This window comes from Bacillus sp. 7_6_55CFAA_CT2 (genome assembly GCF_000238655.1).
GTDB lineage: Bacteria > Bacillota > Bacilli > Bacillales > Bacillaceae_G > Bacillus_A > Bacillus_A cereus.
Genome location: NZ_JH414714.1, coordinates 42,513 through 57,835 on the forward strand (window position 1 = coordinate 42,513; position 15,323 = coordinate 57,835).

Here is a 15,323-nt window from a genome sequence, read left to right on the forward strand (position 1 = left end):
GAATCTTATTTCTTTCAATTTTTTATTAAGCTAAATTTAAGACAAAGTTTTTATAATAAAACTTCAAAATTTTAGAAGGAAATAGTTAAAAATGAAACGTAATGTAACTACATTCTTTTGTTATGAAGAGAAGAAATGTAATAATAAATAGAATTGAACTATTTGATGGAAGGTGAGAGCATGCGCTTACTTGTAGTAGAAGATAATGCCTCGTTATTAGAGTCTATCGTACAAATTTTGCGTGATGAATTTGAAGTAGATACGGCAATAAATGGAGAAGATGGATTGTTTTTAGCTCTTCAAAATATATATGATGCAATTTTACTGGATGTGATGATGCCAGGGATGGACGGATTTGAAGTAATTCAAAAAATACGTGATGAAAAGATTGAAACACCAGTCCTGTTTTTGACAGCGAGAGATTCTTTAGAAGATCGGGTGAAGGGATTGGATTTTGGTGGAGATGACTATATCGTTAAGCCATTCCAGGCCCCTGAATTAAAAGCGAGAATTCGCGCTTTACTACGCAGAAGTGGTAGTTTAACAACGCAGCAAACGATTCGTTATAAAGGGATTGAATTGTTCGGAAAAGATAAAGACGTTCAAGTAGATGGACAAAGTATTAAGTTGACATTGAAACAATATGAGCTGCTAGAGTATCTCATTCAAAATAGCGGGAAGATTTTAATGCGTGAACAAATTTTTGATCGTGTTTGGGGATTTGATTCAGATACGACAGTAGCCATTGTGGAAGTGTATGTGCATCATTTGCGTAAAAAATTAGAACCATTCGGTTATCAGAAAGATATTCAAACCGTTCGAGGTATTGGATATATATTAAAAGAACAATGAAAAAGGGAAGTATGTTTCAAAAGACACGCATTCGTTTGACTATAGTGAATTCATTAGTATTTATCCTATTAATAGGTATATTAGGTAGTATTATTTATTCATACACATATAAGCGTATTTATAATGAAGTGGATCAATCTATAAAAATGATGGCTCAGTATAGAGAAAAATTAGATGTTAAAATACCACCAAGAAAACGTATGGAGAATATCCAAATTGGAGATCCGCGAGTAACTAGAATAACTTGGAATGGGAAAATAGTGAAAATAGAGGGCGATAACCGTAAATTCCGTTCTATTTTTGAAGAGAATTTGGAAAAGTTTTCTCCGGAAAAAATAGGGGAGTTACAAGATATCAAAGTACAAGGACGATATTTTAGAGCATTTTCGCTTCAAAAAGATGGAGAAATAGTTCAAATCGTGCGAGATATAACAGCGGAAGAAGGAATGTTAAATACTTTATTTTTAATCCTCGTTATAGGTTGTAGCATAGGAAGCCTCTGTGCGATAGGTATCGGCTTTTTCCTAGCTGGCAGAGCACTCGTACCTATTCAAAATTCATGGGAGAAACAGCAGCAATTCGTTTCTGATGCATCACATGAACTCAGGACACCACTTGCAGTTATTCAATCAAAAACGGATGTTTTATTTCAGTCACCATCCGCTACGATAGAAGAAAAAGCGATGGATATTTCTACAATTTCAAAAGAATGTAGGCGGTTATCGAAACTCGTTAGTAATTTATTATTGCTAGCACGTTCTGATTCTAATCAAATTGAGATGGATAAGAAAATATTTGAACTTGATAAATTGTTAGAAGAAATAGTAGCTCCATATAAGGAGATTGCTTCTTATCAAGAAAAAGAAATGATGCTAAAAGTAGAACGTGGTGTATCTTTTATGGGGGATAGAGAGCGGATTCATCAAATGATGGTCATACTGTTGGATAATGCGATGAAGTATACAAATGAAGGTGGGCATATTCAAATTGATTGCACGCAAACGAGTAGTTCAATTCGTATACAGGTGAAAGATGACGGGATAGGAGTGAAAGAAGAAGATATTCCGAAATTATTTGATCGTTTTTATCAAGGGGATAAAGCAAGAAGTACGTCAGAAGGAGCTGGATTAGGTCTTTCAATCGCAAATTGGATTGTAGAAAAGCATTACGGAAAAATATCAGTAGAGAGCAAATGGGGAGATGGCACTTGTTTTGAAGTGATTTTCCCTAAAAACCAAAAAATATAAGTAAAAAGACGACCTTGTTTTTACACAAGGTCGTCTTTTTTTAAGGTAAAGTTAAGAAACTATTTATATTATGTATGGCATAAAGAAAGTTCGTTACATGAAGAAGAGACTAGGTGTATGTGAGTGGGGTTTATCAATCATAATGTTATCTCAAGCAGCGATGAGATGTATGTATAGTATTAAAAAAACTAGGGGAATGATGGGAAAGAAAGTATAAGAGGGAGGAATTAATTTTGAAAAAGAAAATGATGACGGTATTCACTATTGGAGTAATGAGTTTAAGTATATTAGGGGGTGCCTCTCCTTCTGAAACACAAAAAGGAAAGACTGATTACACGCAGCGCAGTAAAGAACAATTAAATAATGGTAAGATACATGCAGTGCATACAGAAGAAAAAGCAGAGAAACTAGGTATTGAAACGGAAGGAAAAGAACAAATTACACTAGAAAAAGAAATTCATGAAACAGAAGTAGGAAGGGAAGCAGAGCAGTTAGGCATATCGATTGAAGGAAAAGATGTTGGGACGTTGTCAGAAGAAATCTATGAAACAAAAGTGAAGCAAGAAGCGTTAAAACTAGGCATATCTATAGAAAATACATCAATTGTAAATTTAATTAATCAAATTAATATGATTAAAATTAATGATGAAGCAGATAAATTAGGTATTTCGACAAATGGAAAAGAAATAGAGGACATTGCAGAAGAAATCTATGGAAAGAAAGTAAGAGAAGAAGCAGGGAAGTTAGACATTTCTCAAAAGGGAAAAGAAATTGAAGAATTAGCACAAGAGGTGTACGAACAAAAAGTGCAGGAAGAAGCAAAAAAATATCATATTGATTTGTATGGGAAAGATATATATCAAGTATTAAGAGAAATTAATGAACAAAAGGTCCTACAATTGGCAGATGAGCTTAATATGGACAAAGCGAACATGAATATTCAAGAGCTAACAGAAAAAATAAAAAAAGATCAACCTGAGAGAGAAAAAGAACTAAATTTTGTACCAGTGATTCGAACGGATGCTGACGCATTTTATTCTTATTTAACGAACTAAAAAGGGCGTGAGAGTGATACGGAGGTTTAAGTGGTATATATGTATAGCATTACTAGCTATAGCGGTATGGAGTGTATATACAAATGGAGTTACAAAGTATGTGGAGAAGTTGACATTCTTCAATATACAAAACGGAAAAGAACCGGAATTTAGTAATAATGATGAAAAGGTCATTTTATCAAGTGTACCATTAATTCAGCAACTACCAGAGCTAGATCGAGGCTGTGAAGTGACAAGCTTAGCGATGATGTTACAATACGCTGGTGTTTCAGTGGATAAGATGACATTAGCAAATGAAATAAAAAAAGTTGATTTTATAGATGATGGTGTGCGCGGGAATCCAAATGAAGGATTTGTAGGTAATATTTATACATTTTCTGAATCAGGATACGGTGTATATCATGGGCCACTTTTTCAGTTAGCGGAAAAATATTTACCTAATAAAGCTGTAGACTTAACAGGGAAGAATATAGAAGAAATTTATAAGAGTGTAAAAGCAGGACAACCGGTAGTCATGATCACAAATGCAACATTTGCACCATTAGATGCAGATGAATTTACTACATGGGAAACAAATAGTGGAGATGTTTCAATTACGTATAATGAACATTGTGTAGTGCTTATTGGATATGATAAGGAATTTGTATATATTCGAGATCCTCTTAATGAAAGTTTAGATGTAAAAATACCGAGAGAAAGTTTTGAAAAGGCATGGATGCAAATGGGGAGTCAGGCGATTAGTTATGTGAAAAGCTCTAAATGAATGAGTAAGGAAAGAGATGTAAGGAATTGTAAGAGGAGTTTTTGTGGGGGTTTTTTGTTACGAAATAAGAGAACTTGAACTTATTATATAAGCTGAAGTTCTCTTATTTTTTTATGATTACATCTTTAGAAGGAGTGAATATGTAAAAATGCATAATTGACGAAAAATTTACATGTTATCATTATATATTGTTTTATATATGTTAATTGTATAAAATGACACAAGTATCCACATTACATAAAGGAGGCTTATTATGCAAAAAATATTTAACGGGGTTAAATGTATGAGTATCAATAAAAAATTAATCATTTCATTTTTTATTATTTTAACTATACCAGGAATTATTATCGGTGGTGTTTCATATCAAACTGCCAAAACAAATTTTGAACATCAAATGACAGCTAAAGCAAAGGAGAATATTTCGATTTTAAATACTGTTATTTCTCAAAATATAGAAGAGAAATTTGTTGATGCGACGTACTTTGCAGACATCTTAACAGAGGATACATATCCAAATGGACAGGAAGAAATAGTAAGAACGAAGCTAGCGCAATATATAAAACTTCATCCAGAAGTAGAAGGTATTTATATTGGAACGCAGACAGGAAAGTTTATAAGAGAACCATTTATCAAAATGGATGATGGGTATAATCCAACAGATAGATCTTGGTATAAAGAAGCACATGAAAATAAAGGGAAAGTAATTGTTACTGCACCATATCAATCAGCATCTACAAAAAATATGGTAGTAACAATTGCAAAAGAAGTAAAAGATGGTAAAGGTGTTATAGGAATTAACTTAAATTTAGATAACATCTTGAAAATTTCCAAAATGATTAACATTGGTGAAAAAGGTTATGCAGTTATTTTAGATCAAAATAAGCAAATTGTTAGTCATCCATCTAGAAAACCAGGTGCAAAAGTTACTGATCCTTGGATTAAACCGATTTATGAAGAAAAACAAGGAAATGTCTCTTATACAGAACAAGATGATAAAAAGAATTTAATCTTTGCAACAAATGAGAAAACGGGCTGGAAAGTAGTTGGAGTTATGTTTGATGAAGAAATTACCCAAGCTGCGAATCCAGTATTTTATAAGACTTTTATTGTTATTGCTATTGCTATTGCATTTGGTAGTATATTAATTTATTTCATTACAAAGTCTATTACAGGGCCATTACGAAAAATAGCTGAATCGGCATATAAAATTAGTAAGGGAGATTTAACAGAGAAAATTACAATCCATTCCAAGGATGACATAGGGAAATTAGGGAATTCATTTAATGAAATGTCTACGTCTTTACAAGATGTTATTACCCAAATTAGCTTTTCAGCAGAACATGTTGCAGCATCGGCTGAAGAGTTAACAGCGAGCGTACAGCAAGCAAATGATGCGACAGATCAAATTACAATTGCGATGGAACAAGTATCAGGTGGGGCTGAGTCACAAAGTCAAGGTGTTGAAGAAGGTGCTGCTACATTACAACAAGTAAATACAGCAATTCAAGATGTAACCGGAAGCGCAGAGTCAATTTCTATTTCCTCATTACATGCCCGTGAAAGAGCTGAAGAGGGAGAAGATTTAGTTGAACAAACCGCAAAACAAATGCAGTCTATTTCTAGGTCGGTATCCGAGTCAGATGCTATTATTAAACTTCTTGATGAGAAATCAAAGCAAGTAGGAGCTATTTCTGAAGCAATTCAAAACATTGCAACTCAAACAAACTTATTAGCTTTAAATGCGGCTATTGAAGCAGCAAGAGCAGGTGAACAGGGACGAGGATTTGCTATTGTAGCAGATGAGGTTAGAAAATTAGCAGAGCAATCAGGAGAGTCATCTGGAGAGATTGCAAATTTAATTGCAGAAATTAAGGCGGATATTGAACATACTGTTAAGGCGATGGATAATGTGAATGGAGAAGTTCAACAAGGCCTTGATGTTGTAACAAAAACGAAAGTAAGTTTTACGGAAATTTTAAGTTCTACTACACATATTGTTTCTCAAGTTAATCAAATGGTAGAAACAACGAAGAGAATTGCTGGAGATGCAAATGAAGTGACAAATGCTATTGATGAAATTGCAGCTGCTGCAGAAGAAAATACAGCTAGTATGCAAAGTGTTGCAGCTTCAACAGAAGAACAGGTTAATTCCATGGAGGAAATTAGTTCAGCTTCGCAAAACTTAGCTGAGATGGCAGAAGAACTACAAGCGATGACTAGTAAATTTAAAGTATAATAACAGCAGATAAGTAAGGTGAAAATAATATCACCTTACTTATTTTTCTATTCAGCAATTAGGGGAGTCATTAACAGGATGAAAAAAAGAAAAAGACTATGGAATTTATGGAAAACGATTACATTGTTAGTTTGTACAGTTGTAATTTTTTCTTTACTTGTGACAGATATATTAATTAGTCATAATGTAGAACGGACGACGGAGGATAGCCAAGCAGAGAAAGCAAAAACAATTGCACACATTGTGGCGAATGATTCGATTGTAATCGATGGTTTGGTTGGGAAAGCAGATACCTCTGCAATCCAAACGTATACAAATAGAATATTACAAAACACAGGTGTTCAATTTATTGTAGTTATGGACATGAATGGAATAAGAAAGTCACATCCAAATCCTCAAAAAATAGGGCATCATTTTATTGGGGGAGATGAAGGGCCTGCATTGAAAGGAAAAGAACATGTATCGTTAGCAGAAGGAACTTTAGGTATTTCCATGCGAGTGTTTGTACCAATATTTTCTGAAACAGGTGAACAACTTGGAGCAGTGGCTGTTGGTATTTCAGCAGATAATGTAAAAGAGAGAGTTAAGGAAAGTAGACATATCATTTATATTGGTGTCGGAGTGGGTGTATTAGTCGGAATTATAGGAGCAATATTGCTAGCTAGACATATAAAGAAAAGTTTATTCGGTCTTGAGCCGCACAGGATAGCAAAAATTCTTGAAGAAAGAAATACGATGCTACAATCTGTAAAGGAAGGTATTATTGCTGTAGATAAAGAGGCTAGAGTAACGTTAATTAATAATGAAGCGAAACGTCTATTTAAAAAAAGCGGACTTGAAGAAGATTTTATCGGTAAAGATGTTGAGTTGTATATGCCAAATTCACGTATAAAAGAAGTATTGCAAACGGGAGAAGTACAATTAAACGAAGAACAAAATATTTATGGAATTACGATTGTGACGAATCGAGTTCCTTTATATGTAAAAGGAGAAATAGTTGGTGCAATTGCAACATTTCGTGATAAAACAGAGATTAGAAAACTAGCAGAGGAACTAACTGGTATTAGACTATATGCAGAAGCATTACGGGCACAATCTCATGAGTTTATGAATAAGATGCATGTCGTATTAGGGCTTACACATATGAAACAGTATGAAGAATTACAGAAGTATATAAGCGGCATGGTATCAGAGCATCAATATGAAATTGGTGGAGTTATGAAAAGAATAAAAAGTCCAGTATTTGCTGGTTTTTTACTAGGTAAGCTCAGCTATGCTAGAGAGAAAAATATAAAATTAATTATAAGTGAAGATTCTTATATGCCGGAAATAGATGATGAAAGTATTACTCATGAACTTATTACGATTGTCGGAAATTTAATTGATAATGCATTAGAAGCAGTGACGAATTGTGAAAAGAAGCAAGTTGAAGTTGAGATACAACATGGGGATATACTAACTATTACAGTACAAGATACGGGAAAAGGTATACAAGAAAAAGAAATAGAGGAATTATTTACGAAAGGTTATTCCACAAAGGGAGATAACCGCGGTTATGGTTTGTATCTTGTAAAAGAAAGTATACAGCGAATAAATGGGGAAATTCATATGCATTCATTAGTAGGAAAGGGAACAACGATAACAATTGAAATACCTAAAGGTAGGGATGAGAGGCAAATATGATTAAAGTTTTAATTGTAGAAGATGACCCGATGGTAGCAATGTTAAATACGCATTATTTAGAACAAGTAGGAGGGTTTGAACTTGTTCAAGCAGTTAACTCAGTAAAGTCAGCGATAGAAGTATTAGAGAAATCACGAGTAGATTTAGTATTACTTGATATTTTTATGCCTGAAGAGACTGGGTTTGAGCTTTTAATGTATATCCGGAACCAAGAAAAAGAAATCGATATAATGATGATTTCAGCTGTACATGATATGGGGAGTATTAAAAAAGCATTACAATATGGAGTTGTAGATTATTTAATTAAACCATTTACATTTGAACGATTTAAAGAGGCATTAACTATATATCGAGAAAAATTTACTTTCATGAAAGAACAACAAAAAATTAGTCAATCGGAATTAGATTCGTTAATTTTACAAAAAGAAAAAAGAGAGCCTACTGTCACTAAAGAGCTTCCGAAAGGTTTAACGAAGCAAACGTTGCAATTAATTTGGCAGAAGATCGAGTCTCTGAATGGAAGAGTATTTACAACAGATGAAATGGCACAATTAGTTGGAATTTCAAGAGTTTCTATTCGAAAATATGTAATGTTTCTGACTGACATTGGGGTGTTAGAAAACGAAATGATGTACCAACATGTGGGAAGACCTGTAAGTAAATTAAGATGTGTTGATCAAAAGAAAATAGAGTTTTACGTATAAGCGACTTAATATAAGTCGCTTATACTTTTTTTAATTACAAAATCAATTACAAAACTTACAAAAACTATTTTTACTATTGAAAGCGTTTTAATATTGTTATTAAGAAAACGAGGGGGTGCCATATGGGAATTCAAAAGAATGTGGAAGCGGTATCATTTTCTGAAGGAAATGAAGTACAAAGAGAATCTTTCGCTTCTAAAATTATGAATGTAAAAATCGGTGTTATACCTTTACCATTATATGTAGTATTGGCTGCTATTATTTATGGGGCATCTGTATATAATAAATTGCCAGCAGATATGATTGGTGGATTTGCAGTTATTATGATCATGGGGATTTTCTTAGGCGATATTGGGATGAGAATTCCAATTTTAAAAAATATCGGCGGTCCAGCAATACTTTCGTTATTTATTCCATCATTACTTGTATTTTTTAACTGGATGAATCCAGCTTCAATGGAAGCTGCGACTATGTTAATGAAAAAATCGAACTTTTTATATTTATATATTTCTTGTTTAGTAGTCGGAAGTATTTTAGGAATGAACCGTAAAGTGTTAGTACAAGGTTTCGTTCGCATGTTTATTCCTTTAGTAGTAGGGACGTTAGCTTCTGTAGCAGTGGGATTATTGGTCGGTTCATTATTTGGATTTGAAATGAAGCACACATTCTTCTTTATCATCGTACCAATTGTGAGTGGTGGTATCGGGGAAGGGATTTTACCATTGTCGCTAGCTTATAGTGATATTTTAAATGAATCATCAGCAACGTTTGTATCACAGCTTATTCCAGCAGCTATTATTGGAAATATGTTCGCAATTGTAAGTGCAGGGTATATGAAGCGTTTAGGTGAGAAGAAACCGGAGCTTAGTGGTAACGGTGTATTAGTGAAAACAGACAATCAAGCAGAATTATTAAAAGAACAAAATACAGAGAAGCCAATTGACTTCTCATTAATGGGAGCAGGTTTATTAATTGCGTGTACGTTCTTCATCTTCGGAGGATTTGCTTCTAAGTTCATCGGTATTCCTGGGGCAATCATTATGATTTTCTCAGCAGCGCTTGTGAAATACTTTAAATTAATGCCAGCAAAAATGGAGCAAGGAGCATTCCATTTATATAAATTTATTTCAAAGAATTTAACTTGGCCTTTAATGGTTGGATTAGGATTGCTATATATTCCGTTAAAAGACGTAGCAGCAGTTCTTTCAGTAGGATATGTTGTTGTGTGCGCATCGGTTGTTCTTACAATGGTAGCATCAGGTTTTCTTGTAGGGAAAGTGATGAAGATGTATCCAGTTGAATCGGCGATTGTAACTGGATGTCATAGCGGTTTAGGTGGAACTGGAGATGTTGCTATTTTATCGGCTTCAAATCGTATGGAATTAATGCCGTTCGCGCAAATTTCGACTCGTTTAGGCGGGGCGGCAATGGTTGTAACGGCGACAATATTATTAAAGATGTTTTCATGATCAAACAAGCTAGCTATATTCATATAGCTAGCTTGTCAAATTAAGGGGAGATTATAAGTATGTTAGCAAATCAAATTAATGAAAGATCATTGTTATTGCATAAAGAATTAGTAGGGAAAATTGAAATTACAAGTAAAGTAGAAGTAAATTCAGCGAATGATTTAAGCCTGACGTATACACCAGGTGTAGCGGAGTCTTGCAAAGCAATTGCGGCAAATGAAGAAACGGTGTATGACTATACAGCACGTGGTAATATGGTGGCAGTTGTCTCAGATGGAACAGCGGTACTCGGTTTAGGAAACATTGGACCGAAAGCGGCTATGCCTGTTATGGAAGGAAAAAGTATTTTGTTTAAGAAGTTTGCGAATGTAGATGCTTTCCCATTATGTTTAGGCACAACGGATGTAGATGAAATCGTTACCCTTGTGAAAAATTTAGAGCCTACATTTGCAGGGATTAATTTAGAAGATATTGCAGCACCGCGTTGTTTTGAAATTGAAAAACGATTAAAAGAAGAAACGAATATTCCTGTATTCCATGATGATCAACATGGAACAGCTATTGTCGTTTTAGCAGCTGTTATTAATGCATTAAAAGTTGTTAGCAAACAAATGGATAATGTGAAAATCGTTATTAACGGTGCGGGTTCGGCAGGAATTGCAATTGGAAAATTATTATTAAAGGCTGGTGCAAAGCACATTACGCTAGTTAGCCTAGAAGGTATTGTTTGTGAAGGTGAAACATGGATGAACGAAGCACAAATTGAAGTTTCAAAAAAGACAAATCGTGAACATGTGCGTGGAACGTTAAAAGAAGCGATTAACCAAGCTGATATTTTTATTGGCGTATCTGCTCCTAACGTATTAACGAAAGAACTTGTACAGACGATGAATGAGAAAGCAATTGTGTTTGCAATGGCGAATCCAATTCCAGAAATCTTCCCTGAGGATGCATTAGAGGCTGGGGCAGCTGTAGTAGGAACTGGGCGCTCGGATTATGCGAATCAAGTAAATAATGTATTGGCGTTTCCCGGAATATTCCGCGGTGCGTTAGATGTGCGCGCAACTGATATTACAGAAGAGATGAAATTAGCGGCAGCATATGGGATCGCTAACATCATTACTGATGAAGAACGTAATGCGAATTATGTAATCCCGAATCCATTAGATAAAAGAGTTGTTCCAAGTGTTGCGGAAGCAGTAGCGAAAGCAGCTATTGATTCAGGCGTGGCACAAATTACGAAAATACCACGTTATTAATAGCTAAAAGCAGTGCCTAAAAGGCACTGCTTTTTTGAGATAAGAAATCAAAATAATGAAGAAGTGTAGAATTATTTATGTTTCTTCACTATTTATTTAATTCCATTGCAACTTGTTTACCATTCACTAAAACCTCAGTTATTGCTATGATTACTTCTATCATTTTTTTCATCTCTCATCTCTCCTCATTCATTTCTTACTTTAAGTATAAGAGAAGAGAGATAATTCAACTATCGAAGTACATGACGTAGAAATTACATTGTTGTAAGAAAGTGGTTTATTTTTGTCACTTTACTCAGCGGTGATTACAAACTGATCATAATATTTTTCATTCACATATATATTTAATAACCATAATCCAGATGAAGGTAGTGACATAGCGAGAGGGAGTTCGCTTGTAGTAGAATTGATTGTATTTGAAGTAGTCCAAGTTTGTTTGGAAATTTCTTTTTGAAAGAGTACTGGTGTTGGCGTTACAGATCCTTGTTTTAGCGCAATAATAGACAATTTTCCAGTTGGTATTTCAGAATCTAGAAAGTACCACATTATTTCATTTTGTTCATTTGCGATAATAGGACTATCAGCCATTGCGATTTTTCCTTCGATGCCTTTTAAAGGTATTTTTCCGTCTATGAATGAGGGGGCTTCTTCCCAATTTACATCTTTTAAAACACTAAGATGAAAGAAGGAAGGTGCGTTCACTTGATTGGATGACGTTGCGACAGCTTCAGTTTTAGATGCTTTTGAATCAGGTTGTGCTGGTGTGCATCCAGTGATGAGGAAGGAGAGAAGTAGCATAGTTCCGATTTTTTTCATGGTGCCACACTCCTAGTTTTTATTGTTAGTGTAATTGTATTTGCTAGAAGGCGGGACAATTCCTTTAAAGTATAAAAAGAGGTCGTAAGTTTTGTACGACCTCTTTTGACATTTTTTATCCCGTAAAAGCCCGATTGGTGTAGGTTAATAATCAGTGGGAGATAGCCCCACTAATTAAAGTTTCACTTTATATTTGTTCCGTTGTATAGGTTGGTTCGGTTTCTTTTTGAGGCATCGTCAAAAAAATAACGGACAGAACGATACATACGCCGCCTAATAATTGATATGTTCCAAAAGATTCATTTAGCCAAGTAATTGAGACGATGGCAGCTACAAGGGGTTCAATGCTAGATAAAATGCTTGTTTCTGTTGCTGCTAAATATTTAAGACTACCGATATATAGAAGGAAAGAAAGGGTACCACTAATAATGATAAGAATAAGCATAGAAAAAGTTTTTAGTGTAAAGGTTTGTGAAAAGTGATTCCACCCGAATGAACGATTATAAATAAGTAGTGCAATTCCTCCGATTAACATCCCCCAACCAATTACTACAGTTGTCCCGCATTCTTTAATGAGAGAAGCCGGATGAAGGGTATAAAATGCAAATCCAATTGCTGTTAATAGTCCAAAAATAATAGCTTCTTTAGATAAAACAACATTTTCAATTGAGCCATTTGTAATAATAAAGTATGTTCCTATTAGCGCGGCTATAATTGCGAATAGTTGCATGGAAGCAGGGAATTTTCTTTGTTCAAATGCAACATACATGGTAATAAGAACAGGACCTAGAAATTGAAATAGCGTTGCTGTGACCGCGTTACTAATATGAACCGTTTCGATAAAGGCGTATTGCGCACCAAGCATGCCGAGAATAGAGAAAATAATAAGTTGTATAGAATATCTAGAGTGTTTCCAAATTTGAAATATGTTTTGTTTCTTTATAAGTAAGAAAGACAAAATAAATATTCCTGCAAGTAACAATCGAATTGTTAAAAAATCAATTGAGGATACATTAGTATGCTGAAATAGCCACTGAATCATTGGACCAGATAATCCCCATAATGTAGCCCCTGTAATAATCATAATGAGTCCGATACGTCTACCATTGTTCATTATCATGTTTCTCCTCTCCGGTATTTGATTTTTGATGTGTGACATGATAAAAGGAATTATATATAACTTCTGGTACTGTAAAAAGTATCAGATTTTAGTTTTATTAAGGGGTCAGATATTATGTTAGAATTAACGCCTAATTTAAATATGAATAGTAAAAAGGCATTGTATGTGCAATTGTATGAGTATATAAAAAAAGAAATTAAAGATGGATCGATTGTCCCTTTTACGAAATTACCGGCTAAGCGAAAGTTAGCGATACATTTACAAGTAAGTAAAAATACAGTAGAGGCAGCGTACGAACAATTACTTGCAGAAGGTTATATTGAGTCGATATCGAGAAAAGGTTATTTTGTATGCAAGATTGAGCAAATGGTTCATATAGAGGATAGCGGAGATAGAATAGAAGAAGTACCGTTTCAGGAGAAGAGTTATAAATTTGACTTTACACAAACAGGAATTGATACAAATGCTTTTCCATTTAATATGTATCGGAAAATTGTAAATGAAGTATGGCAACCGCATAATAACGAACTTCTCTTTCTAGGACACCCTCAAGGGGAAGCAAGCTTAAGAGAAGAGATTACGAATTATTTGTATGAATCTAGAGGTGTGCGTTGTTCAGCTAGTCAAATTGTATTAGGAGCGGGAACACAAATATTAGTGAAACTATTGTTTCAATTGTTAAAGGAAAGCAATTATGCAGTTGAAAACCCAGGGTATCATAGGAAGATGGTTGTTTTTGAACAGGGAGAAGCAAGAGTCAAAATGTTATCTTTAGATAGAGATGGAATTTGTATTGCAGATTTAGAAAATAGCAATGCGAATGTTGTATTTGTTACACCTTCCCATCAGTTTCCATCTGGAATGATTATGCCTATTACGAGAAGGATGCAGCTTTTACAATGGGCAAAGAAAGAAGAGAGCAGGTATATTATTGAAGATGATTACGATAGTGAATTTCGTTATTCTGGAAAGCCTATACCGGCGCTGCAAGGGTTAGATACAGAGGGGAAAGTTATTTATATGGGGACGCTATCTAAAGCATTATTGCCATCGCTACGGATGAGCTATATGGTATTGCCGAAGAAATTAATTAAAAAGTATCAACAGCAATATTTATTTTATACACAAAGTGTTTCAAGAATAGATCAAGAAGTGATTAGAAGATTTTTAAATGAAGGATATTGGGAAAAACATATTCATAAAATGCGTGTTGTCTACCGAAAGAAGAGAGATAGACTTGTTTTTGAAATAGAGAAGTATTTCTCTAATCGTGTTGAAGTGATAGGAGAAGATTCCGGATTACACATTTTATTAAAAGTGCATAATGGAATGCGGGAAGAAGAATTAATTCAAGAAGCTGCGAAATATAGTATTAAAATATATCCTGTGTCTACGTACTATAAAGACGGTACGGCTCCTGAGAGTGTAGTTTTACTTGGGTTTGCGATATTATCAGAGGAAGAGATTGCGAAAGCGATTCAATTATTACACACGGCATGGTTTACAAGAAAGTAAAAAACATCCTCCAAACATGAGGATGTTTTTTATTATTTATTTTCATCTAAGAATAAGACCATATGCTCTTCGTCCCAATATTGTCCGTTATATTTTAATGAACGTTCTTGTACACCGAATGTTTTAAAACCTAATGATTCATAAAGTTTTTTCGCTCCATCGTTGCCAACAACAACATCAAGCATAACTTGTTCTACTTCTAAAGATTTAGCAAGCTCAAGACATTCTTTAATAAGTGCTTTTCCTGCTCCAAGTCCGCGTGCTTTTGGAGATACATATACAGAACCGATTTTAGCTTTATGTTCTTGTTTTACATATGGTTTCGTTTCCAGTGTTGCAACCCCGATTAATTTTCCATCTTTAAATGCACCTAGCGTATAGTTTTCATCTTGTGCTAATTTTTGTGCTTTATATTCAATCGCACACTCTTTATTAATAATATCTTCATAAGAAGAGCTGAATGCTTCAGGGTTTTGCTTTAATCCTTCTACGCGAAGTTCTAAGTAAATTTCTGCTTCGTCTTTTGTTAATACATGGATATCCAATTATATCACCCTCCAAATCTTTGCAAATGTACCTTTATTTTATATTGAAATAAGAATAA

Annotated in this window: 13 protein-coding genes and 1 pseudogene; 11 read left to right on the forward strand and 3 right to left on the reverse strand. The window is 34.3% G+C overall.

What is annotated here, in order from left to right; all coding sequences use genetic code 11:
- The first annotated feature begins 180 nt into the window (after positions 1-180).
- The 10 genes and pseudogenes from HMPREF1014_RS25930 (at position 181) to HMPREF1014_RS25970 (ending at position 11,268) form a co-directional block, all read left to right on the forward strand.
- On the forward strand, positions 181-852 hold the full coding sequence (locus HMPREF1014_RS25930; protein ID WP_001238623.1) for a response regulator transcription factor: 672 nt from the start codon (positions 181-183) through the stop codon (positions 850-852).
- On the forward strand, positions 849-2,099 hold the full coding sequence (locus HMPREF1014_RS25935) for a sensor histidine kinase (RefSeq protein WP_000715829.1): 1,251 nt from the start codon (positions 849-851) through the stop codon (positions 2,097-2,099). Before HMPREF1014_RS25930 ends, HMPREF1014_RS25935 begins: the two co-directional genes overlap by 4 nt.
- A 233-nt stretch (positions 2,100-2,332) precedes the next feature.
- Positions 2,333-3,154 (forward strand): hypothetical protein, encoded by an 822-nt coding sequence (locus HMPREF1014_RS25940; protein ID WP_000728589.1) that lies wholly within the window; start codon positions 2,333-2,335, stop codon positions 3,152-3,154.
- A gap of 13 nt (positions 3,155-3,167) precedes the next feature.
- A complete protein-coding gene (locus tag HMPREF1014_RS25945; protein WP_002004381.1) occupies positions 3,168-3,917 on the forward strand; it encodes a C39 family peptidase in 750 nt (249 codons plus the stop codon).
- A 394-nt stretch (positions 3,918-4,311) separates the two neighbouring features.
- A pseudogene (locus tag HMPREF1014_RS32690) lies at positions 4,312-5,214 on the forward strand (HAMP domain-containing protein); the annotation flags it as partial.
- Between the two features lie 120 nt (positions 5,215-5,334).
- Positions 5,335-6,153 carry a methyl-accepting chemotaxis protein gene (locus tag HMPREF1014_RS32695; protein WP_432804035.1) on the forward strand — a complete coding sequence of 273 codons (819 nt, stop codon included), beginning with the start codon at positions 5,335-5,337 and terminating at the stop codon, positions 6,151-6,153.
- Between the two features lie 78 nt (positions 6,154-6,231).
- Complete coding sequence (locus HMPREF1014_RS25955; protein ID WP_000746420.1) at positions 6,232-7,836, forward strand: sensor histidine kinase; 1,605 nt, start codon at positions 6,232-6,234, stop codon at positions 7,834-7,836.
- A complete protein-coding gene (locus tag HMPREF1014_RS25960; protein ID WP_000598689.1) occupies positions 7,833-8,540 on the forward strand; it encodes a response regulator in 708 nt (235 codons plus the stop codon). The genes HMPREF1014_RS25955 and HMPREF1014_RS25960 overlap by 4 nt, the downstream gene beginning before the upstream one ends.
- 122 nt (positions 8,541-8,662) lie before the next feature.
- On the forward strand, positions 8,663-10,009 hold the full coding sequence (locus tag HMPREF1014_RS25965; RefSeq protein WP_000512722.1) for a 2-hydroxycarboxylate transporter family protein: 1,347 nt from the start codon (positions 8,663-8,665) through the stop codon (positions 10,007-10,009).
- Positions 10,010-10,068: 59 nt separating this feature from the next.
- Positions 10,069-11,268, forward strand: a complete 1,200-nt coding sequence (locus HMPREF1014_RS25970) for an NAD(P)-dependent malic enzyme (protein ID WP_000880786.1) — start codon at positions 10,069-10,071, stop codon at positions 11,266-11,268.
- A gap of 291 nt (positions 11,269-11,559) precedes the next feature.
- Here the strand turns inward: HMPREF1014_RS25970 and HMPREF1014_RS25975 are convergent, their stop codons facing one another.
- Positions 11,560-12,084: a DUF4871 domain-containing protein gene (locus HMPREF1014_RS25975; protein ID WP_000719679.1), complete on the reverse strand. Its 525-nt coding sequence runs from the start codon at positions 12,082-12,084 to the stop codon at positions 11,560-11,562.
- A 187-nt stretch (positions 12,085-12,271) separates the two neighbouring features.
- Positions 12,272-13,198, reverse strand: a complete 927-nt coding sequence (locus tag HMPREF1014_RS25980; RefSeq protein WP_001059060.1) for a DMT family transporter — start codon at positions 13,196-13,198, stop codon at positions 12,272-12,274.
- 120 nt (positions 13,199-13,318) lie between these two features.
- On the opposite strand from HMPREF1014_RS25980, the gene pdxR reads away from it, so the two are divergent.
- Positions 13,319-14,719, forward strand: a complete 1,401-nt coding sequence (gene pdxR, locus HMPREF1014_RS25985; RefSeq protein ID WP_000891879.1) for a MocR-like pyridoxine biosynthesis transcription factor PdxR — start codon at positions 13,319-13,321, stop codon at positions 14,717-14,719.
- Between the two features lie 32 nt (positions 14,720-14,751).
- On the opposite strand, the gene HMPREF1014_RS25990 is transcribed toward pdxR, so the two are convergent.
- Complete coding sequence (locus HMPREF1014_RS25990) at positions 14,752-15,264, reverse strand: GNAT family N-acetyltransferase (RefSeq protein WP_000351212.1); 513 nt, start codon at positions 15,262-15,264, stop codon at positions 14,752-14,754.
- Between the last annotated feature and the right edge of the window lie 59 nt (positions 15,265-15,323).